This window comes from Pseudomonas sp. IPO3774, assembly GCF_013386835.1.
Classification (GTDB): Bacteria; Pseudomonadota; Gammaproteobacteria; order Pseudomonadales; family Pseudomonadaceae; genus Aquipseudomonas.
Map to the genome: position 1 here is coordinate 88,554 of NZ_JACAQY010000014.1, position 20,810 is coordinate 109,363.

Here is a 20,810-nt window from a genome sequence, read left to right on the forward strand (position 1 = left end):
TTTAACAAATTTTGTAAGAGGGCCAGAGCATGAAAGTCGAACCAGGGCTCTACCGGCATTATAAAGGTCCGCAGTACCGCGTTTTTAATGTGGCGCGGCATTCCGAGACCGAAGAGGAAGTGGTGTTCTACCAAGCACTGTATGGCGATTACGGCTTTTGGGTGCGTCCCTTGAGCATGTTCCTTGAGACCGTCGAAGTTGACGGCGAACAGGTCCCGCGCTTTGCTTTGATGCAGGCCGAACCCAGCCTTTTTTCCGTGCAATAAAGGCAGGCCGCGCAGAATGCTGCGCTTGACCTCACCTTGTTGCCACTATATATAGCGTTGCCGCGTCAGGCGCCAACCGCCTTTCACTTCTCGAATTCAGGAATTTTCCGATCCATGGGCAAATCGCTGGTCATTGTGGAATCCCCGGCTAAGGCCAAGACCATCAACAAGTACTTGGGTAACGAGTACGTGGTGAAGTCGAGTATCGGCCATATCCGAGACCTGCCCACCAGCGGTTCGGCTAGCGCCAGCAAGGAGCCTGCCGCCAAGCGCGGCAAGGCGGCTGCGGGCGAAGGTCCGGTGCTCACGCCTAAAGAGAAAGCGCGCAAGCAGCTGGTCTCGCGCATGGGTGTCGATCCCGATCATGGCTGGAAAGCCAAGTACGAGATCCTCCCGGGCAAGGAAAAGGTCATCGAAGAGCTGCGCCGGCTCGCCAAGGATGCTGACACCATCTATCTCGCAACCGACTTGGACCGCGAAGGGGAGGCTATTGCCTGGCACCTGCGGGAAGCCATCGGGGGTGACGACAGCCGCTACAAGCGCGTGGTGTTCAACGAAATTACCAAGAAGGCGATCCAGGAAGCCTTCTCCAAGCCGGGCGAACTGGACATTGACCGCGTCAATGCCCAACAGGCGCGTCGCTTCCTCGACCGTGTCGTGGGTTACATGGTCTCGCCGCTGCTGTGGGCGAAAATCGCCCGTGGCCTGTCCGCCGGCCGTGTGCAATCGGTTGCGGTAAAGCTGGTGGTGGAGCGTGAACGCGAGATTCGTGCGTTCAACCCCGAAGAATACTGGGAAGTGCACGCTGACCTGGGCACCGCCAAGGGCAACAACGTGCGCTTTGAAGTGGCCCGCGAGAAAGGCGAGGCCTTCAAGCCGCTCAACGAAGCCCAGGCCATGGCCGCGCTGGAGAAGCTCAAGGCTTCCAGCTACAGCATCGTCAAGCGTGAAGACAAGCCCACCAGCAGCAAGCCGTCGGCGCCGTTCATCACCTCCACCCTGCAACAGGCCGCGAGCAACCGCCTGGGCTTCGGGGTGAAGAAGACCATGATGATGGCCCAGCGCCTGTATGAAGCGGGCTACATCACGTATATGCGTACCGACTCCACCAACCTGTCGCAAGACGCGGTGGCGATGGCGCGTACTTATATTGAAAGCGAATTCGGCAAGAAGTACCTGCCGGAGAAGCCGAACGTCTATAGCAGCAAGGAAGGCGCACAAGAGGCTCACGAAGCGATTCGTCCCTCCGACGCCAACACCGAGCCAAGCAAGCTGAGCGGCATGGAGCGCGACGCTGAGCGCCTCTACGAGCTGATCTGGCGCCAGTTCCTGGCGTGCCAGATGCTGCCGGCGCAATACCTGTCGACGACTGTCAGCGTGGGTGCTGGTGACTTCGAGCTGCGTGCCAAGGGCCGTATCCTCAAGTTCGACGGTTACACCCGCGTGATGCCGCAAATCGCCAAGCCGGGCGACGACGATGTACTGCCGGACATGGCGCAGGGCGATGTGTTGAAGCTGATCAAGCTCGACCCGTCCCAGCACTTCACCAAGCCGCCGGCGCGTTACTCGGAAGCCAGCCTGGTCAAGGAGATGGAAAAACGCGGTATCGGTCGTCCTTCGACCTATGCGGCGATCATCTCCACCATCCAGGACCGCGGCTACGTGGCCTTGCACAACCGTCGTTTCTACTCGGAAAAGATGGGTGACATCGTCACCGAGCGCCTGTCCGAGAGTTTCTCCAACCTGATGGACTACGGCTTCACCGCCGGCATGGAAGAGAACCTCGATGACGTGGCCCAGGGCGAACGCGACTGGAAAAACGTGCTCGACGAGTTCTACGGCGACTTCAAGAAGAAACTTGAAGTGGCTGAAAGCGCCGAGAACGGCATGCGGGCCAACCAGCCGGTGATGACGGACATTCCGTGCCTCACTTGCGGCCGCCCGATGCAGATTCGTACCGCCTCCACCGGTGTGTTCCTCGGTTGCTCGGGTTACAGCCTGCCGCCGAAAGAGCGCTGCAAGGCCACCGTCAACCTGGTGCCGGGCGATGAAATCGCGGCCGATGACGAGGGTGAATCCGAGTCACTGGTATTGCGTGGCAAGCACCGTTGCCCGATCTGCAGCACGGCAATGGATGCCTACCTGCTGGACGAGAAGCACAAGCTGCACATCTGCGGTAACAACCCGGATTGCAACGGCTACGAGATCGAAGAAGGCACTTACCGCATCAAGGGCTACGAAGGCCCGAGCCTGGAATGCGACAAGTGCGGCAGCGAGATGCAGCTCAAGACCGGCCGTTTCGGCAAGTTCTTCGGTTGCACCAACCCGACGTGCAAGAACACCCGCAAACTGCTGAAAAGCGGTGACGCGGCGCCGCCGAAGATGGACCCGGTGAAGATGCCTGAGCTCAAGTGCGAGAAGGTCAACGACACCTACATCCTGCGTGATGGTGCTTCGGGGCTGTTCCTGGCTGCCAGCCAGTTCCCGAAAAACCGTGAGACCCGTGCACCGCTGGTGATGGAGATCGTGCCCCACAAGGACGAGATCGATCCGAAGTACCACTTCCTCTGCGAAGCGCCGAAGAAGGACCCGGACGGTCGCCCGTCCGTAATCCGCTACAGCCGCAAGACCAAGGAGCAGTACGTGCAGACCGAAGTGGAAGGCAAGCCTACCGGCTGGAAAGCGTTCTACGACGGTGGCAAGTGGAAGGTCGAGGACAAGCGCCAGGGCGCTTGATACGATCAGCTACATGCACAAAGGCCGCCTTGATAGGCGGCCTTTTTTTTGCGCTTGCAGTGGCCTTGGCTGATCCGTGACACTGTTCAGCCAGCATCACGCCTTATTCGTTGTGGAGACTGCCTTCATGGCCAACGAACTCTATACCCGTACCAACCAGAAAATTTACTTCGCGGGTTTGTCCCTGGAAGCCCTTGGCCGTGCCGAGGAAGGAAAGGAGATGAACGCTATCGCGCTGGTACAGGCCGGGCGTGAAGCCGCGCTGTTCCACCTCTATGGCGCCTTGCTTGGCTTATGCCATGAGATCGCCGGGTTCTACCGTCTGCCGCAGGCCGGCTCGCCGCGTGCGGAAATGATCATCCACCGGGATGTGCTGGAGTCCATGGCCATCCCGGAGTTGGCCGAACTGGTGGAGATGGCGCAAAGCCCGGACAGTTGGCTGGCGCGCTTGCTGGTAGCCCACGCGGAGATGTTCCAACCGCCACGGGTGAAGCACACGCCCAAAGGCGATGTGACCCAGCCGCTGATCGTGGCCGTAAGCCTGGACGAAGAAGGACCCGAGCCGTTGAGCCGGGAAGAGCTGGAAAGCTGGCGGCAGGAGCTGAAGAAGTTGGCCATTCGGTTTCGGGATGGATTGAACGAGTGCTGAAGGCTTCTCGCTGACAACTACCGCTCTTGTGGCGAGGGAGCTTGCTCCCGCTGGGTTGCGAAGCAGCCCCAAGGCTTTTCAGGCCTGGCAGTGTCAGCTGTCGGAGGGCCGCGGCTCAGCCCAATGCGGGCAAGCCCGCTCGCCACAAGACTGATATAATGCCGGCCTTTCGTGGAGAACAGACTTTTATGCCTACGTCCTTTCTGGAAATTGTTGAGTTGCCCGACGGCCGAATCGAGCTGCGCCGGGCTGAGGACGAGGGTTCTCTGGTGATCTTGGATTTTTCCGAGGACGCAAAAGCGTTCCTGCAGGGCCAGCACGTGGAAGTGGCAAAAGCCATGTTGAGCGTAGGTGTGCAGATGGCGGGGCGCCTGGCTGAAGGCGAACCGGAAAAGGAAGACGGCCCGCGGATTCTTCACTGAGTCCGTCTGTCGACTTTTTTTTACAGGCTTCAATTGTGCAGATCGGCTTCTCAATTCTGAAGAAGCCTCGCGTCATGGCGGATCCTGACAGCTGTCAGTTACCCGCGTATCGTTTTATCCCAACCGAATGTTCAAGCTTTGCGCATCACCTGTGCGGGCGGCGCTGATCAGTTGCTGCCTGGCCGCTGTGGTCAGCGGGTTCAGCCAGCTGACCACCGTATGGCTACGGCCCAGGCGCAAGGCTTCGCAGGTCAACTGCTGGGCGCTTTGAGCACCACGGGGTTGCAGCAACAGGATGCGTTCGCGGTTCAGGCCGGCATCCCGCAACCAGACCTGGGTCAGGCTGGATGGCGGGGCGATCAGCGTCAGCCAGCGGGCGTCCTGTTCCTCGCTCAGTTCGCGAAGGATCGGCGCCAACAGGCTCAGGCAGTTCCCGGCAGCACCGCGCAACGACAGTTCACTGAACGCCTCGGGTTCGGCGCTCCAGGGCGCTTCGACCACTTCCTTGAGGATGGGCGCAAGGGGCTGGGCCATAAAGGCCTCAAACAGCGACAGTTGAGTGTGTTGTGGGGTCTGTAGGAACTGCATGATGCCTCCGTTAGCGGCGAATAACGCCGACGCTCAAGCCTTCAATCACCAGGTCCTGATCCTTCAGGTTCACTTCAATCGGCGCGAACTCGGGGTTCTCGGCCAGGAGCCAGACCTTGCTGCCTTCGCGCTTGAAGCGTTTGACCGTCACTTCATCGCCGATACGGGCGACGACGATCTGGCCATTGCGGGCTTCACGTGTGGTGTGGACGGCCAGCAGGTCGCCGTCGAAAATGCCCACGTCCTTCATGCTCATGCCATGGACCCGCAACAGGTAGTCGGCACGGGGATGGAAGAAGGTCGGGTTGATGTTGCAGGATTCCTCGACGTGCTGTTGCGCCAGGATCGGCGCACCGGCTGCGACGCGGCCGATGATCGGCAGTGTCGACTCGTCGGCCTTGGCTTCGAAGCCAGGGATGCGAATACCGCGTGAAGCACCCGGGGTCATCTCGATCGCGCCTTTGCGGGCGAGGGCCTTGAGGTGTTCTTCAGCGGCGTTGGGTGACTTGAATCCCAGTTCCAGCGCAATTTCCGCCCGGGTCGGCGGGTAGCCGTTGTCATCGAGGCAGCGCTTGATAAAAGCCAGAATCTCAGCTTGGCGTGGCGTCAGTTTTAGCATGTTGATCGCTCTGTCTTTTTATACAGTGACTGGGATTATATACAGTGGACTGCGCTTGGCAATCACCGTTTTCAGTCACTCCGCTGGACGGTCATTTATCACCTGTCCTACACACTGGAGACAGCGCTGCCTACAGACCTTGGCGAATGTGATTAAATGGCCATGAAATAGCTGACCGGCCAGCCGCAAACCGACCTGCAGGCTTGACAAGACATAGCTTGAAACGTATGTTTCAAACAAGTGTTTGTCAGGCGGAGTAGCCATGGCCCAGTCGGAAACCGTTGAACGCATTCTCGATGCTGCCGAGCAGTTGTTCGCGGAAAAAGGATTTGCTGAAACTTCATTGCGGCTGATTACCAGCAAGGCCGGGGTCAACCTGGCGGCAGTGAACTACCATTTCGGCTCCAAGAAGGCGCTGATCCAGGCCGTGTTCTCTCGGTTCCTGGGGCCTTTCTGCATCAGCCTCGATCGTGAGCTGGAGCGTCGCCAGGCCAAGCCTGAAAACAAGCCAAGCCTGGAAGACCTGCTGGAGATCCTCGTCGAACAAGCCCTGGTGGTTCAGCCACGCAGCGGCAACGACCTGTCGATCTTCATGCGCCTGTTGGGCCTGGCGTTCAGCCAGAGCCAGGGCCACCTGCGCCGCTATCTGGAAGACATGTACGGCAAGGTGTTCCGCCGCTATATGTTGCTGGTCAACGAAGCCGCCCCGCGTATCCCGCCAATCGAACTGTTCTGGCGCGTGCACTTCATGCTCGGTGCCGCGGCATTCAGCATGTCCGGGATCAAGGCACTGCGTGCGATTGCCGAGACCGACTTCGGCGTCAACACCTCCATCGAGCAGGTCATGCGCCTGATGGTGCCGTTTCTCGCCGCCGGCATGCGTGCCGAAACCGGCGTCACCGACCAGGCCATGGCCGCCGCCCAATTGCGCCCGCGCAGCAAGTCAGTACCGGTCCCGGCCAAGGTTTAACCCCTCCCGGGTGTGCGCGGCCGCTTGCATCCGCTAAGCTAGCCGCCCATGCCGATTTCAGCTATTTATCCACAGCCCGTTGCGCTCGCTGAGCGTCCGTCTCCAGGTTCAATCCTGGCGATGCGATCTCGCGGGGGCTTCGGGCTGCGCGCGTTATTTAAGGAAGCTATATGACCCAAGCCCTGCAAGGCTCTTTGATGGTGGACGTTGCCGGCACCTGGCTGACGGCTGAGGATCGCCACTTGTTGCGTCAGCCCGAGGTGGGCGGCCTGATCATTTTTGCACGCAATATCGAGCATCCTCGGCAGGTGCGTGAATTGAGCGCGGCGATTCGCGCCGTGCGCCCGGACCTGTTGCTGGCGGTCGATCAGGAAGGCGGCCGAGTGCAGCGCTTGCGTCAGGGGTTTGTGCGTCTGCCGGCGATGCGTGCCTTGGCCAACAACCCGAATGCGGAGCAACTGGCCGAGCAGTGCGGTTGGATCATGGCAACCGAGGTGCTGGCGGTTGGCCTGGACCTGAGCTTCGCCCCGGTGCTGGACCTCGATTACCAACGCAGCGCCGTCGTGGGCACTCGCGCCTTCGAAGGCGACCCCGAGCGCGCCGCCGTGCTCGCGGGCGCCTTCATCCGTGGCATGAACAGCGCCGGTATGGCGGCCACCGGCAAGCACTTCCCCGGCCACGGCTGGGCCGAAGCCGATTCCCACGTCGCCATTCCCAACGACGAGCGCAGCCTGGAACAGATTCGCGCCAATGACCTGGTGCCTTTCGCGCGCCTGAGCAAGCAACTGGCAGCCGTCATGCCGGCCCATGTGATTTATCCACAAGTGGACGCGCAACCGGCCGGCTTCTCCCGGCGCTGGTTGCAGGACATCCTGCGTGGCGAGTTGCAGTTCGACGGGGTGATCTTCAGTGACGACCTGTCGATGGCGGGGGCTCATGTGGTCGGTGATGCTGCCAGTCGTATTGAGGCGGCGTTGACTGCCGGTTGCGACATGGGCCTGGTGTGCAACGACCGCGCCGCCGCCGAGCTGGCCCTGAGTGCTGCCCAGCGCATGAAGGTCACGCCGTCGGCGCGTATCGCGCGGATGCGTGGCCAGGCGGTGGCGTCGACCGAGTACAAGCAGGATCCGCGTTGGTTGGCGGCGTTGGGTGCGCTGCGAGATGCTCAGTTGATCGACTGACAACTGCGGTGCGCCCTTCGCGAGCAAGCCCGCTCCCACATTCGACCGTTTATCTCCTGAGGAAATGCGGTCGAATGTGGGAGCGGGCTTGCTCGCGAAGGCGATCTAACAGTCAGCGCTTTTCCTGCTTGTGCGGCAACGGCGCAAACAACGCCTCGATATCCTCATTCCCCAACTTCCAATCCCCCGTCGTCCGCCCATCCAGAACGCCCGCCGCCAGATCAGACTTTTCCTTCTGCAAATGCTGGATTTTCTCTTCCACGGTGCCCCGGGCAATCATCTTGTAGACGAATACCGGCTTTTCCTGGCCGATGCGATACGCACGGTCGGTGGCCTGGTTCTCCGTGGCCGGGTTCCACCACGGGTCGTAGTGAATCACCGTGTCGGCTTCCGTCAGGTTAAGTCCGACGCCGCCTGCCTTCAGGCTGATCAGGAAGATCTGCAGCTTGCCGCTCTGGAAGTCTTTCACCGGCGTGCGCCGATCCCGCGTCTGACCGGTAAGCAGCGCATAAGCCACGCCGCGCTTCTTCAACTCGGCCTCGATCAGGCTCAGCATCGAAGTGAACTGGGAAAACAGCAGAATCCTGCGGCCTTCGGCAAACAGCTCTTCGAGCATCTCCATCAAGCTGTCGAGTTTGCCCGAGCTACTGCCCTTTGCCGGCAGGGTTGCATCATTGACCAGGCGTAAATCACAGCACACCTGGCGCAACTTGAGCAGCGCCTCCAGGATGATGATCTGGCTGCGCGCCACACCCTTGCGGGTAATCTCGTCGCGGACTTTCTTGTCCATCGCCAGGCGCATGGTTTCGTACACGTCGCGTTGGGCTTCGTTGAGGTCGACCCAGTGGATGATCTCGGTCTTGGGCGGCAGCTCGGTCGCCACCTGCTCCTTGGTGCGACGCAGCAGGAACGGCTTGATCCGACCATTAAGGTGCTGCAATCGCACATCGCTGCCGCGCTTTTCGATCGGTACGCGGTAATCGCGGTTGAAGCTCTTCACGTCCCCCAGCCAACCCGGCAGCAGGAAGTGGAACAGCGACCACAGCTCGCCCAAGTGGTTTTCCAGCGGTGTACCGCTGAGGCACAGGCGCTGGCGGGCGTTCAGCTCGCGGGCCGCCTGGGCGGCCTTGCTGTTGGGGTTCTTGATGTACTGCGCTTCGTCAAGGATCAGCACGTGCAAGGGCAGGGCGGCCAGTTGCTCGATGTCCTTGGGCAGCAGGGCGTAGGTGGTCAGCAGCAGGTCGTAGTCCTGCAACTGAGGGAAATGTTTCTTGCGCCCCGCGCCGTACAACGCCATGACTTTGAGCTGCGGCGTGAAGTGCGCCGCTTCGTCGAGCCAGTTCGGGATCAGGCTGGTGGGCATCACCACCATGCACGGGCGGTCCAGGCGTCCGGCGATTTTCTCGCTGAGAATATGCGCCAGGGTTTGCAGGGTTTTGCCCAGGCCCATGTCATCCGCGAGAATCCCGCCGACGTCGAGTTGGCGCAGCGACTGCATCCAGCTCAGGCCTTCCAGTTGATAAGGGCGCAACGTTGCGTTCAAGCCTTCCGGCGCTTCGCAGCTGAAATCCTTGATGTCCCGCAGGCGCTGGGCGAAGTTGCGGATCTTTTCGCCGCCTTCCCATTGCAGCGGCAGGTCTTCCAGCGGGTTCAGGCGAATCGCGTCGGCCTTGGCCAGGCGCAGCGCGGTGGTGCCGGGCTCTTGCAGGTAGAACTCGCCCAGGGTTGCCAGCACCGGTTTCAGCCGGCCATAAGGCAGCGCCACTTGCAGCGGGCCGTGGCCGTTGGGCAGGCCGGGAATGTTCACCAGGATCAGTTCGTCATCACGGCGCCGGGCGAGTTTTTCCGGGTTGAGGATCTCGGTGTGAGAGCGCATCAGGTTCAACAGGATCGGCAGAAGACTCAGGCGTTCGCCGTTGACGATGATCCCCAGCTCCAAGTCGAACCAGTCGCGCTCCGGCATCTCGTCGACGCTGGCGTACCAGTCGTCGACGGCGCTCAGGTCAAAACCGAAATCTTCGTCGATCTGTAGTTCCCAACCCTGGGCGCGCAGGTTCGGCGAGGCATTCAGGGTGAAGTTCAGCCACGCGCTGTCATTGACCATCTCGAACAGCTCGCCGGCGCTTTCCGGCAGGGCCTTGCTCTGGCGGGTGGCGATCTTGAAGCCCAGCAGGCGCAGCTGTTCGCGAAACTGCTGCTCCACCTCGGGGTGGCGCTTGATCCGCAGGCTCTGCTGTTCCTGGCGCACGATAATGTCGGCGTTCTTCTGGCCGCTGACGTAGTTGCCCAAATAGTTGAAGGACAACGCCGCGCGATGCTGGATATAACGCTGCATCTTGCCGTTGCGCGGTTCGAAGGCACTGAACTCGATACTCGCCAGCCACAGGCGCGGCACCGGTTGCACGTCTTCCATCACCACTTGCGGCAACACCACGCGGTTATCCAGCACCGCCTGGAGCTTCTCCAGCAACTCGGCATCCTGGGCCGCCGCCGGGTAGGCCAGGGTTTCCTGGACCTTGAGCAGCACGGCGGCGATGTGTTTGCAGTTGGTGTGCACGGGGCACGTGCAGCGGCTGTCCACCAGGATCAACGTGCCCTTGGCGGATTCGCGCAGCGAAATGGTCTGGCGGTAGACATTGCCACCCGAGCCTTCGCAGCTGGCAATGATGGTGCTGTCGCCGGACTCGACGATACGCACACGGTTTTCCAGGGCGTAGCGCCGGCCACGCTCGAGGCTTTGCTCTTTAAAGCGATTGGCCCACGAAGGGGCCAGGGGTTTGGTCAACGACGACGTCAGGGGCATGGTGCTGGATCAGTCCTGGACATCGGGCGGTGGAGCGCTGGGCGGCTTGGCGGTCAGCGAAGTGATCTTGATCAGCAGGGCGAGGTGGCCGCCGTCCAGGTAGTTGAGCTGGTTGTTCTTTGTGCGCACGTCTTGCTGGCTGAGGTGTTCGCTGGCGATGACGCTGCCGTTGGCGTCGAACTGGTTGACCCAGAAGTCTGCGTCGATATCGGTAAAGCGCCCAAGCTGCAGGTTCAGGGTACCTTCGATGGGGAACTGGCCGAACTGTTCCTGGCCATCGCTGATGGCCAGCTTCACCGGTTGCTCACCGAGATTCTGTTCCCAGGACTTGTGCAGCAATACGGTGTAGTCGCTGCTGGCTTGCAGCTTCTCGACAATATTGCCCAATCGTGGCGGGCTCATTTTGTCAGTCCCCAGGCGTGGTGCGCCGGCGTCCCAGTTTTCCGGCGCCGCACGGCTGTTGATCACCGGCTCGGCGTTCTGGCGCACCAGGATCATCTCCACCAGGTACGGGCTGTCGGCGAACGCCGAAGGGGCAACGACCACCAACAACAAGCTCAAAATGCGGAACAGGCGCATTGGGGCGTCCTTCAAGCAGATTTCGGGATGAGGCGCTCAAACAGCGCCTCCAGTGTATTAAAGCGTTCTTCGGCGCGTTCCATCGGCACCATGAATTTGAACAGCGTAGCCCCTTCGAACTTGTAGCGATTGGGCTGGCCCTGAATCAGCTTGATCAGCACCAGTGGGTCCACCGGCGTCTGCGCTTCGAATTCGATACGCCCACCTTGCGGCCCGGCGTCGACCTTCTTGATGCCCAGTTGCTCGGCCTGCAGTTTGAGCAGGGTCAGGCGCACCAGGTTCTTGGTCGGCTCCGGCAACAGGCCGAAGCGATCGATCATCTCCACTTGAAGGTCCTTGAGACCTTCTTCGTCGGTGGCCGAGGCGATGCGCTTGTACAGGATCAGTCGCGCGTGCACATCCGGCAGGTAGTCTTCGGGGATCAGCGCCGGCAGGCGCAGGTTGATCTCCGGGCCGCCACCCAGCGGTTGGTCGAGGTTCGGTTGTTCGCCCTTGCGGATGGACTTCACCGCGCGCTCGAGCATTTCCATATACAGGGTGAAGCCGACGGCCTGGATCTGCCCGCTCTGGCCGTCGCCCAGCAGTTCGCCGGCGCCGCGGATTTCCAGGTCGTTGGTGGCCAGCACAAAGCCGGCGCCGAGGTCCTGGGTGTTGGCGATCGCTTCCAGGCGCTTCTCGGCGTCGGAAGTGATCTGCTGGCGCGGCGGCGTCAGCAGATAGGCATACGCCTGGTGGTGGCTGCGCCCGACCCGGCCGCGCAACTGATGCAGCTGCGCCAGGCCGAACTTGTCGGCGCGCTCGATGATGATGGTGTTGGCGCTCGGCACGTCGATGCCGGTCTCGATGATGGTCGAGGCGATCAGCACGTTGAAGCGCTTGTGATAGAAGTCGCTCATCACCTGTTCGAGTTCGCGCTCGCGCATCTGCCCGTGGCCGATGGCGATCCGTGCTTCCGGCACCAGTTCGGCGAGGTCGGCGGCGCATTTCTCGATGGTTTTTACATCGTTGTGCAGGTAGTACACCTGGCCGCCGCGCAGCAACTCGCGCAGCAGGGCTTCCTTGACCGTGCTTTTGTTCTGCTCCATGACGAAGGTGCGCACCGACAACCGGCGCGCCGGCGGCGTGGCGATGATCGACAGGTCGCGCATGCCCGACACCGCCATGTTCAGCGTGCGCGGAATCGGCGTGGCGGTGAGCGTCAGGATGTCGACTTCACTGCGCAGGGCCTTGAGCTGTTCTTTCTGGCGAACCCCGAAGCGGTGCTCTTCGTCGATGATCACCAGCCCGAGGTTCTTGATCTTCACGTCATCCGACAGCAGCTTGTGAGTGCCGATGACAATGTCGATCTTGCCTTCCGCCAGGTCGGCGATGGCCGCATTCACTTCCTTGGCTGATTTGAAGCGGCTCATCACTTCCACGGTCACTGGCCAGTCGGCAAAGCGGTCGCGGAAGCTGTTGTAGTGCTGCTGGGCGAGCAGGGTGGTGGGGACGAGGATCGCCACTTGGCGGCCGCCGTGCACCGCAATAAACGCTGCGCGCATTGCCACTTCGGTCTTGCCGAAGCCCACGTCGCCGCACACCAGGCGGTCCATCGGCTTGGGCGCCAGCATGTCGGCGCGCACGGCGTCGATGGTGGTTTGCTGGTCCGGGGTTTCTTCGAAGGCGAAGCCGGCGCTGAAGGTGGCGTAGTCGGCTTTTGGGTCGGCAAACGCATAACCTTCGCGGGCGGCGCGGCGGGCATAGATGTCGAGCAACTCGGCGGCCACATCGCGTACCTGTTCGGCGGCCTTGCGCTTGGCTTTCTGCCAGGTCTCGGAGCCCAGGCGGTGCAATGGCGCGAGGGCGTCGTCGCTGCCGGTGTAGCGGGCGATCAGGTGCAGGTTGGCCACGGGCACGTAGAGCTTGGCGCCCTCGGCGTATTCCATGGTGAGGAATTCGGCCACCTGGTTGTCGATCTCCAGGGTCTGCAGGCCCAGGTAACGGCCCACGCCGTGGTCGATATGCACCACCGGCGCGCCTTCGCGCAGCTCGGTGAGGTTCTTGATCACCGCATCGTTGTTGGCATCGGCGCGCTTTTCCCGGCGGCGGCGCTGCATCACCCGCTGACCGAACAGCGGGCTCTCGGCAATCAGTGCCAGGGCCGGGTCGTCCAGCAGCAGCCCTTCGTCCAGCGGTGCGATGGTGATCGCCAGGCGATCCTTGCTCGCGACAAAGTCCGGCCAGCTGTCGACGGTTTTCGGCCGCAGCTTCAGGCGTTCCAACAGCTCCAGCAGCACCTCGCGGCGCCCGGCGGACTCGGCGGTAAACAGCACGCGGCCGGGGAAGTCACCGAGGAAATTCGACAGCGCTTCCAGCGGCTGGTTAGCCTTGGCTTCAATCGCCAGGTTCGGCAGCGCTTGCGCCGGAAAGCGCTCGCGGCCGGCGCCTGCATCCACGTCCTGCTGGCTGGCGACTACTCGCGGCCAGTTTTTCAGGCGAGCGAAACAGTCTTCCACCGGCAGGAACAGCTCGGCCGGTGGCAATAAAGGACGGGACGGGTCGACGCGGCGTTCTTCATAACGGTTGCGCACGTCATTCCAGAAATTCTCCGCCGCCTGTTCGATGCCTGGCAGCGAGAACACCTGGGTGTCCTGAGGCAGGTAATCGAAGAGCGTGGAGGTTTCGTCGAAGAACAGCGGCAGGTAGTACTCGATACCGGCGGGGGTAATCCCGCTGCTCAAGTCCTGGAAGATCGGGCAGCGACGGAAATCCACGTCGAAGCGCTCGCGGAAACGTGCCTTGAAGCGCGTGACCGCGTCTTTTTGCAGCGGGAACTCCCGGGCCGGCAGCAGCTTGATCGACTGCACCTTGTCGATGGAGCGCTGGTTTTCCGGATCGAAGGTGCGCAGGGTTTCGATTTCGTCGTCGAACAGGTCGATCCGGTAGGGCAGTTTGCTGCCCATCGGGAACAGGTCGATCAACGCGCCACGCACGGCGAACTCACCGTGCTCGTACACCGTGTCGACGCAGCGATAGCCGCTGGCCTCAAGCCGGGTGCGCATTTGCTCCACATCGAGCTTCTGGCCGATATCCAGCACCAGGCTGCTGCCCAGCAGGAACTTGGTCGGTGCCAGGCGGTGCAGGGCCGTGGTGATCGGCACCACCAGCACGCCGTGGGCCAGTTCCGGCAAGCGGTACAGGCTGGCGATGCGCTGGGAAATGATGTCCTGGTGCGGCGAGAACAGATCGTAGGGCAGGGTTTCCCAGTCCGGGAAATGCAGTACCGGCAAATCGGGGGCGAAGAAACTCAGCTCCTGTTCCAGCCGCTCGGCACTTTGGCTGTCGGCGGTGAGCAGCAGGGTAAAGCGCTTGGCAGCGCTGGCAGCCTCGGCGATGGCCAGGCTCAGGGCGGCACCGGGCAGATTGCCCCAGTGCTGTTTACCTGCCGCGGCAGGGAGAAGCGGTAGACGCAGAACGGGCACGGAAGGTTGAGCTCCAAGCGTTGCGACAAAGTCGGTAATTGTAACGGCCCGGAGTGCCGCCTGTCAGTTGCTGACTGAGCCTATTACGGTTTGTAGGAAATGTAGTGGCTAAGACAAACAAAGGTGCCTTTTGACTCATTATGTAGTGCCGAAATCGGTGTATGTTTCGGAGGGTTACGGACACTTTGTCACATTGGTCCAACAGGGGGTGCGCTGGAAGCCGCGTATTTACTGGGCTGCAGAGGGGCGATATTTTTTTGCAAGGGGTTTTGTTGCGGGCCGCGCATTGCTCCGAGGGCGGTCGGGCGGCATAATGTAGCCCCTTTTTTCTGCCCCTACATGTGGAAGGTTCCCGTGACTCAGAAGCCCGACCAGTGTCTTGGTGAATGGATCGACCGTGAAGCACTCGCTGAAGCGATGATTCCGCTTATCGGTCAGCTATACCGCAATAACAACGTGGTGAGCTCGATCTATGGCCGCAGCCTGATCAACCAATCAGTCATCGCGATTCTCAAGGCTCATCGCTTTGCTCGCCATCGTTCTGCCGACGATAGCGAACTCTCCGTCCACGAAACATTCCCTCTGCTTAAAGCCATGAGCGAGCTCAAGCTCGGCGCGGCTTCGGTAGACCTGGGCAAGCTGGCCTATAAATTCCGCAAGGAAGGCGCTGGCCGCACCGCCGAGCAGTTCGTACGTGAAGAAATGGCCGACGTGGTTGGCCAGCAAAACGCCGCAGCCCGCAAAGGCACCGACGTTGTGCTGTACGGTTTCGGTCGTATCGGCCGCCTGCTGGCGCGCATCCTGATCGAAAAAACCGGTGGCGGCGACGGCCTGCGCCTGCGTGCCATCGTGGTGCGTAAAGGTGCTGAAAACGACCTGACCAAGCGCGCCAGCCTGCTGCGTCGTGACTCGGTCCACGGTCCGTTCAACGGCACCATAGTCATCGACGAAGAAAACAACACCATCACCGCCAACGGTAACCTGATCCAGGTGATCTACGCGAAGAACCCGTCTGAGGTGGATTACACCCAGTACGGCATCAAGGACGCACTGCTGGTGGACAACACCGGTGTGTGGCGTGATGCCGAGGGCCTGGGCCAGCACCTGGCGTGCCCGGGTATCGACCGCGTTGTCCTGACTGCGCCTGGCAAGGGCAAGCTGAAGAACATCGTGCACGGCATCAACCACGGTGAAATCACCGCTGACGACAAGATCGTGTCCGCCGCTTCCTGCACCACCAACGCCATCGTGCCGGTGCTGAAGGCTGTGAATGACAAGTTCGGCATCGTTAACGGTCACGTTGAAACGGTTCACTCGTACACCAACGACCAGAACCTGATCGACAACTTCCACAAGGGCGATCGCCGTGGCCGTAGCGCCGCGCTGAACATGGTGATCACCGAGACCGGTGCTGCCACCGCTGCTGCCAAGGCCCTGCCTGAGCTGGCCGGCAAGCTGACCGGTAACGCGATCCGTGTTCCGACGCCGAACGTGTCGATGGCCATTCTCAACCTGAACCTTGAGAAAGCCGCCACCCGTGAAGAGATGAACGAGTACCTGCGCTACATGGCGCTGCACTCCGATCTGCACAAGCAAATCGACTTCGTCAATTCGCAGGAAGTGGTTTCCACCGACTTCGTGGGCTCGCGCCACGCCGGTGTGGTGGACGCTGAAGCGACCATCACTCAAGACAACCGCGTTGTTCTGTACGTCTGGTACGACAACGAATTCGGTTACAGCTGCCAGGTGGTTCGCGTGATGGAAGACATGGCCGGGGTTAACCCGCCAGCATTCCCGCGCTAAGCATCAGCGGTAAATGAAAAAGCCCCGACTGGTTCGGGGCTTTTTTATGTCTGTTGTTTTTGTGTTGCTTGTACCGGCCTCATCGCAGGCAAGCCAGCTCCCACATTTTGATTTGTGAATACATTTCAAATGTGGGAGCGGGCTTGCTCGCGAAAGCGACCTATCAAGCGCCGCCGACTACAGAGGCCTGCGCGGTACGCAGTTCATGCCGGTTGCCCTTGAACAGAATCAGCGTGGCGATCAAGCCCAGCACCGCCGCGCCGCTGAGCCAGATGCCCGGTGCTGCCTTGTTGTCCAGCACGTGGATCAGGTAGGTACACGCCGCTGGTGTGAAACCACCAAAGGTCGCCGTTGCCAGGCTATAGGCCAGGGAGAAGCCGGTGGTGCGCACTTCTACCGGCATGATCTCGGTCAGCGCTACAACCATCGCGCCGTTGTACGAGCCATACAGGAACGACAGCCAGAGCAGCACGATCAGCAGATGGCTGAAGCTCGGATTGGCCACCAGCCAGGACAGCGCTGGATAAGCGGTGAGGATCGCCAGAATAGTCGCCCCCAGCAGCAGGGGTTTACGCCCGATCTTGTCGGACACCGCGCCCATCACCGGCAGCCAGATGAAGTTCGAGATGCCCACGCACACAGTGACCAGCAGCGCGTCGAAGTCCGACAGGTGCAGTTCGGCCTTGCCGAAGGTCGGGGTGTAGGCGGTGATCAGGTAGAACGACACGGTGGTCATCACCACCAGCGCCATGCCGGCGATGACGATGCCGAAGTTCTGGCCGATCGAGCGGACGATTTCCTGCAGGGTAGGGCGGTGTTTGCGCGCCTGGAATTCCGGGGTTTCTTCCAGGGAGCGACGAATCACGAAGATCACCGGCACGATCAGGCAGCCGATCAGGAACGGCACGCGCCAGCCCCAGTCACCCATTTCTTCCGGGCTGAGCCAGTGGTTCAGGCCTACGCCCAGCAGGCCGGCGAATACCACGGCGGCTTGCTGGCTGGCGGACTGCCAGCTGACGAAGAAGCCTTTACGGCCCGCAGTGGCGATTTCCGCCAGGTACACCGACACGCCGCCCAGTTCGACACCGGCGGAGAAGCCTTGCAGCAGGCGGCCGAACAGCACCAGCAACGGCGCCGCGACGCCCAGGGTGGCATACCCGGGAACGCAGGCAATCAGGATGGTACCGGCGGCCATCATCGCCAGGGTGATCACCAGGCCCTTTTTACGGCCGTGACGGTCGATATAGGCACCGAGGAAAATCGCGCCCAGCGGACGCATCAGGAACCCGGCACCAAAGGTCGCCAGGGACAGCATCAGGGACGCGAACGCGCTGTCGGTGGGGAAAAATGTCTTGGCAATGGCCGTGGCGTAGAAGCCGTAGACCATGAAGTCGAACATCTCAAGGAAGTTACCGCTGACAACGCGAAAGATCGCCTTGCCCTTGCCCGTTGTAGTGGACATGTCATGCACTCATTTTGGCTATCTTATTAGTAATCCCTGGTCGCAACCGTCCTTGCTGTTGAAGCTCTGGCACGAGGCTGGCGCTGAACAGTTTTGTAACGATATGTGTATAAGCCACCACAGGCAACAAAAAACCGATAGCAAGCTGGCAAATTGCCGCAGGCCTCCCGGTGATGAAAATCCAATGCGGGAGCGGGCTTGTTCGCGAATGCGGTGTGTCAGTCAGCTTATGAGCCACTGACACACCGCATTCGCGAGCAAGCCCGCTCCCACAGGGTTTTTGCGATCAGTTGAGGAGGGTGTTACGCAGGCTGTCGGACAAGCCTTTTGGTGCCAGCCAGATTCCCAGGTAAGCCTTGGCCAGCTCGTCATTGCGACTGCTGAACACCACCGTGCCGTTGATTTCCAGGTTCAGGCCGCGCTGAGGCTGGAAGTCCAGCGCATAACGGTCGCCGCTGCGGATGTTGCGGAAGCTTTTGTGCAATTGATCCAGTTCAGGCTTCAGGCGGGCGAGGGTGGCGGGTGTTTGCTGACGTTCGAGGGTGGCAGTGGCGGCCTTGATCACATCGTTGCGGTCGATATCGCGAAAGTAATACAGCTCCAGGCGCAGGTCTTTTTGCTGATCCAGGGCTTGTTTGGCGCTCAGGTCAGCCTGGGCGAACAATGCCGCCGCATAGACGTCTGCCCACAGGTAGGTCAGGACGGCCTGGTTTTTCAGCACCAGTTGATGAGATTGCGCCGGAAAATCGGCTTGTTTGAGGCGATCAGCCTCATTCGCCAGAACCGGGACCGAAAACATCAGCAATAAACAAATGACGACATGCTTCATAATGGCCAGTCCTGAAAAGGTGCTTGCCTACAGGTTAATTCAATAACGAGCGCCGTGTAGTAAAGGCAAAACTGGCCTACGACGCGACCAAGGGTTAATGTGCGCGACGTTGAGCGTTCTATAGACTGTGCCCCGGCTCACACACTTGAGCCACATTGATCCTTCATGACCGCTGGCCGCGGCATGATTTAGCCAGGCGTCCAACCGTGCGCCCTGGCCTGTTCTGAGGAGTACGCATGGCTGTCTACAACTACGACGTGGTGGTACTGGGTTCCGGCCCAGCTGGAGAAGGTGCGGCGATGAACGCCGCCAAAGCAGGGCGCAAGGTGGCGATGGTCGATAGCCGTCGCCAGGTCGGCGGTAACTGCACCCACCTGGGTACCATCCCGTCCAAGGCCTTGCGTCACTCGGTGCGCCAGATCATGCAGTTCAACACCAACCCGATGTTCCGGGCCATTGGTGAGCCGCGCTGGTTCTCGTTCCCGGACGTGCTCAAGAGCGCTGAAAAAGTCATTTCCAAACAGGTTGCTTCGCGTACCGGCTTCTATGCCCGTAACCGCGTCGACCTGTTCTTCGGCACCGGCAGCTTCGCCGACGAGCAAACCGTCGAAGTGGTCTGCGCCAACGGCGTGGTCGAGAAGCTGGTAGCCAAGCACATCATCATCGCCACCGGCTCGCGTCCGTATCGCCCGGCGGATATCGATTTCCACCACCCGCGTATCTACGATAGCGACACCATCCTCAGCCTGGGCCACACCCCGCGCAAACTGATCATCTACGGCGCCGGCGTGATCGGCTGTGAATACGCCTCGATCTTCAGCGGCCTGGGTGTATTGGTCGAGCTGGTGGATAACCGCGACCAGTTGCTGAGCTTCCTCGACTCGGAAATTTCCCAGGCGTTGAGTTACCACTTCAGCAACAACAACATCACCGTGCGCCACAACGAAGAGTACGAGCGGGTCGAAGGCCTGGACAACGGTGTGATCCTGCACCTGAAATCCGGCAAGAAGATCAAGGCCGACGCCTTGCTGTGGTGCAACGGCCGTACCGGCAACACCGACAAGCTGGGCATGGAAAACATCGGTGTGAAGGTCAACAGCCGTGGCCAGATCGAAGTCGACGAGAACTACCGCACCTGCGTACCGAACATCTACGGTGCCGGTGACGTGATCGGCTGGCCAAGCCTGGCCAGTGCCGCCCATGACCAGGGCCGCTCGGCCGCTGGCAGCATTGTCGACAACGGCAGCTGGCGCTACGTCAACGACGTGCCGACCGGGATCTACACGATTCCCGAGATCAGCTCGATCGGCAAGAACGAGCACGAACTGACCAAGGCCAAGGTGCCTTATGAAGTCGGCAAGGCGTTCTTCAAGAGCATGGCGCGTGCGCAGATCGCCGGTGAGCCCCAGGGCATGCTGAAGATCCTGTTCCACCGCGAGACCCTGGAAGTGCTCGGCGTGCATTGCTTCGGCTATCAGGCGTCGGAGATCGTGCACATCGGCCAGGCGATCATGAACCAGCCGGGTGAACTGAATACCCTCAAGTATTTCGTCAACACCACGTTCAACTACCCGACCATGGCTGAAGCCTATCGGGTAGCGGCCTACGACGGCCTCAACCGGCTTTTTTGAGCGGCTCCGGCCGGTGGCCTGAGCCGGCCGGGGAGACCGATTTCAGTAATTCCCGAGGGTGGCAGTGGCCAAACCGGGAAAGTCTGTAATCAGGCTATCTACGCCGAAGTCGGCGAGCCTGCGCATCAGCGCGGGTTCGTTGACGGTCCACACGGACACGTGCAAACCCTGGCGCTGGGCTTTTTCCAGACGCTCAGGGGTGCACAACGTCCAGTTCAACGCCAGAATCTCACAGCCATAGTTGGCCGCGACCTTCAACGGGTCGAGCCAGGCGTATTCGGCTACCAGCCCGCGGGACAGGTCCGGGGTGAGGTCCAGCGCCGCTTTCAACACTTCCCGCGAGCTTGAGGTCACGGTGACCTTGTCCATCAGCCCGAAACGCTGAGCCATTTCACGGATCGCCAGCACGGTGGTTGCCGCGCGGGTGCGCGATGCGCTTTTGACTTCCAGTTGCCAGTGGTCGAAGTCGCACTGTTCGAACAGCTCTTCCAGGCGCGGGATCGGGCAAGGGTTGACCCAGCCCGGGCCGCCTTTGCGCGCGTCCATCTTCACCAGGTCGGCGGCTGAGTACTCGACGACCTTGCCGCGCCGGTCGGTGGTGCGCTTGAGCGTCGGGTCGTGGATGACCATCAGCTCGCCGTCCATGGACAGGTGCAAATCCAGTTCGCAGCGGCGCACGCCGTGCTTGAGGCATTCCTGGAAGCTGGTCAGGGTGTTTTCCGGTGCTTCGCCTTTGGCACCGCGGTGGCCATAAATCAGGGTCACAGTTGCTCCTTTACGCCAGGGTTCCTGGCTGGATGGATGACGCGAC

General features: G+C 60.9%; 16 protein-coding genes. 8 read left to right on the forward strand and 8 right to left on the reverse strand.

The window, feature by feature from the left end:
• Positions 1 to 29 precede the first annotated feature (29 nt).
• From HYE77_RS08880 to HYE77_RS08895, 4 genes are all read left to right on the forward strand, one after another.
• Positions 30 to 266: a DUF1653 domain-containing protein gene (locus tag HYE77_RS08880; protein ID WP_177068680.1), complete on the forward strand. Its 237-nt coding sequence runs from the start codon at positions 30 to 32 to the stop codon at positions 264 to 266.
• 114 nt (positions 267 to 380) lie between these two features.
• Entirely contained in the window at positions 381 to 3,002 is a 2,622-nt protein-coding gene (topA, locus tag HYE77_RS08885) for a type I DNA topoisomerase (RefSeq protein ID WP_003218973.1), read from the forward strand.
• Positions 3,003 to 3,129: 127 nt separating this feature from the next.
• Positions 3,130 to 3,651 (forward strand): DUF6586 family protein, encoded by a 522-nt coding sequence (locus tag HYE77_RS08890; protein WP_003218971.1) that lies wholly within the window; start codon positions 3,130 to 3,132, stop codon positions 3,649 to 3,651.
• A gap of 188 nt (positions 3,652 to 3,839) precedes the next feature.
• Complete coding sequence (locus tag HYE77_RS08895; RefSeq protein WP_003218969.1) at positions 3,840 to 4,073, forward strand: hypothetical protein; 234 nt, start codon at positions 3,840 to 3,842, stop codon at positions 4,071 to 4,073.
• 114 nt (positions 4,074 to 4,187) lie between these two features.
• Here HYE77_RS08895 and sulA read toward each other — a convergent pair whose 3' ends face one another.
• Together sulA and lexA are read right to left on the reverse strand one after the other, a co-directional pair.
• Positions 4,188 to 4,661, reverse strand: a complete 474-nt coding sequence (sulA, locus tag HYE77_RS08900; protein WP_177068681.1) for an SOS-induced cell division inhibitor SulA — start codon at positions 4,659 to 4,661, stop codon at positions 4,188 to 4,190.
• A 10-nt stretch (positions 4,662 to 4,671) separates the two neighbouring features.
• Positions 4,672 to 5,280: a transcriptional repressor LexA gene (gene lexA, locus HYE77_RS08905; protein ID WP_003172575.1), complete on the reverse strand. Its 609-nt coding sequence runs from the start codon at positions 5,278 to 5,280 to the stop codon at positions 4,672 to 4,674.
• A gap of 262 nt (positions 5,281 to 5,542) precedes the next feature.
• Between lexA and psrA the strand changes: the two genes are divergently transcribed.
• A complete protein-coding gene (gene psrA / locus HYE77_RS08910; RefSeq protein ID WP_003218964.1) occupies positions 5,543 to 6,250 on the forward strand; it encodes a transcriptional regulator PsrA in 708 nt (235 codons plus the stop codon).
• A 170-nt stretch (positions 6,251 to 6,420) separates the two neighbouring features.
• On the forward strand, positions 6,421 to 7,431 hold the full coding sequence (nagZ, locus tag HYE77_RS08915) for a beta-N-acetylhexosaminidase (RefSeq protein WP_177068682.1): 1,011 nt from the start codon (positions 6,421 to 6,423) through the stop codon (positions 7,429 to 7,431).
• Positions 7,432 to 7,543: 112 nt separating this feature from the next.
• On the opposite strand, the gene HYE77_RS08920 is transcribed toward nagZ, so the two are convergent.
• The 3 genes from HYE77_RS08920 to mfd are packed head-to-tail and all read right to left on the reverse strand — an operon-like array spanning position 7,544 to position 14,274.
• Positions 7,544 to 10,234, reverse strand: a complete 2,691-nt coding sequence (locus HYE77_RS08920; protein ID WP_134325961.1) for a DEAD/DEAH box helicase — start codon at positions 10,232 to 10,234, stop codon at positions 7,544 to 7,546.
• Between the two features lie 9 nt (positions 10,235 to 10,243).
• The gene (locus tag HYE77_RS08925; protein ID WP_003218957.1) at positions 10,244 to 10,813 is read right to left on the reverse strand and encodes a CsiV family protein; all 570 of its coding nucleotides are present in this window, start codon (positions 10,811 to 10,813) and stop codon (positions 10,244 to 10,246) included.
• 11 nt (positions 10,814 to 10,824) lie between these two features.
• Positions 10,825 to 14,274: a transcription-repair coupling factor gene (mfd, locus tag HYE77_RS08930; RefSeq protein ID WP_003218956.1), complete on the reverse strand. Its 3,450-nt coding sequence runs from the start codon at positions 14,272 to 14,274 to the stop codon at positions 10,825 to 10,827.
• Between the two features lie 339 nt (positions 14,275 to 14,613).
• Here mfd and HYE77_RS08935 point away from each other — a divergent pair, with 339 nt between their 5' ends.
• Positions 14,614 to 16,077, forward strand: a complete 1,464-nt coding sequence (locus HYE77_RS08935) for a glyceraldehyde-3-phosphate dehydrogenase (protein WP_023659083.1) — start codon at positions 14,614 to 14,616, stop codon at positions 16,075 to 16,077.
• A gap of 163 nt (positions 16,078 to 16,240) precedes the next feature.
• On the opposite strand, the gene HYE77_RS08940 is transcribed toward HYE77_RS08935, so the two are convergent.
• Entirely contained in the window at positions 16,241 to 17,539 is a 1,299-nt protein-coding gene (locus tag HYE77_RS08940; protein WP_177068683.1) for an MFS transporter, read from the reverse strand.
• A 286-nt stretch (positions 17,540 to 17,825) separates the two neighbouring features.
• Complete coding sequence (locus HYE77_RS08945) at positions 17,826 to 18,368, reverse strand: chalcone isomerase family protein (RefSeq protein WP_177068684.1); 543 nt, start codon at positions 18,366 to 18,368, stop codon at positions 17,826 to 17,828.
• Between the two features lie 236 nt (positions 18,369 to 18,604).
• Between HYE77_RS08945 and sthA the strand changes: the two genes are divergently transcribed.
• A complete protein-coding gene (gene sthA / locus HYE77_RS08950; protein ID WP_003218947.1) occupies positions 18,605 to 19,999 on the forward strand; it encodes a Si-specific NAD(P)(+) transhydrogenase in 1,395 nt (464 codons plus the stop codon).
• A gap of 42 nt (positions 20,000 to 20,041) precedes the next feature.
• On the opposite strand, the gene HYE77_RS08955 is transcribed toward sthA, so the two are convergent.
• Positions 20,042 to 20,764, reverse strand: coding sequence for a glycerophosphodiester phosphodiesterase family protein (locus tag HYE77_RS08955; protein WP_003218946.1), 723 nt, complete (start codon positions 20,762 to 20,764; stop codon positions 20,042 to 20,044).
• Positions 20,765 to 20,810: the final 46 nt, after the last annotated feature.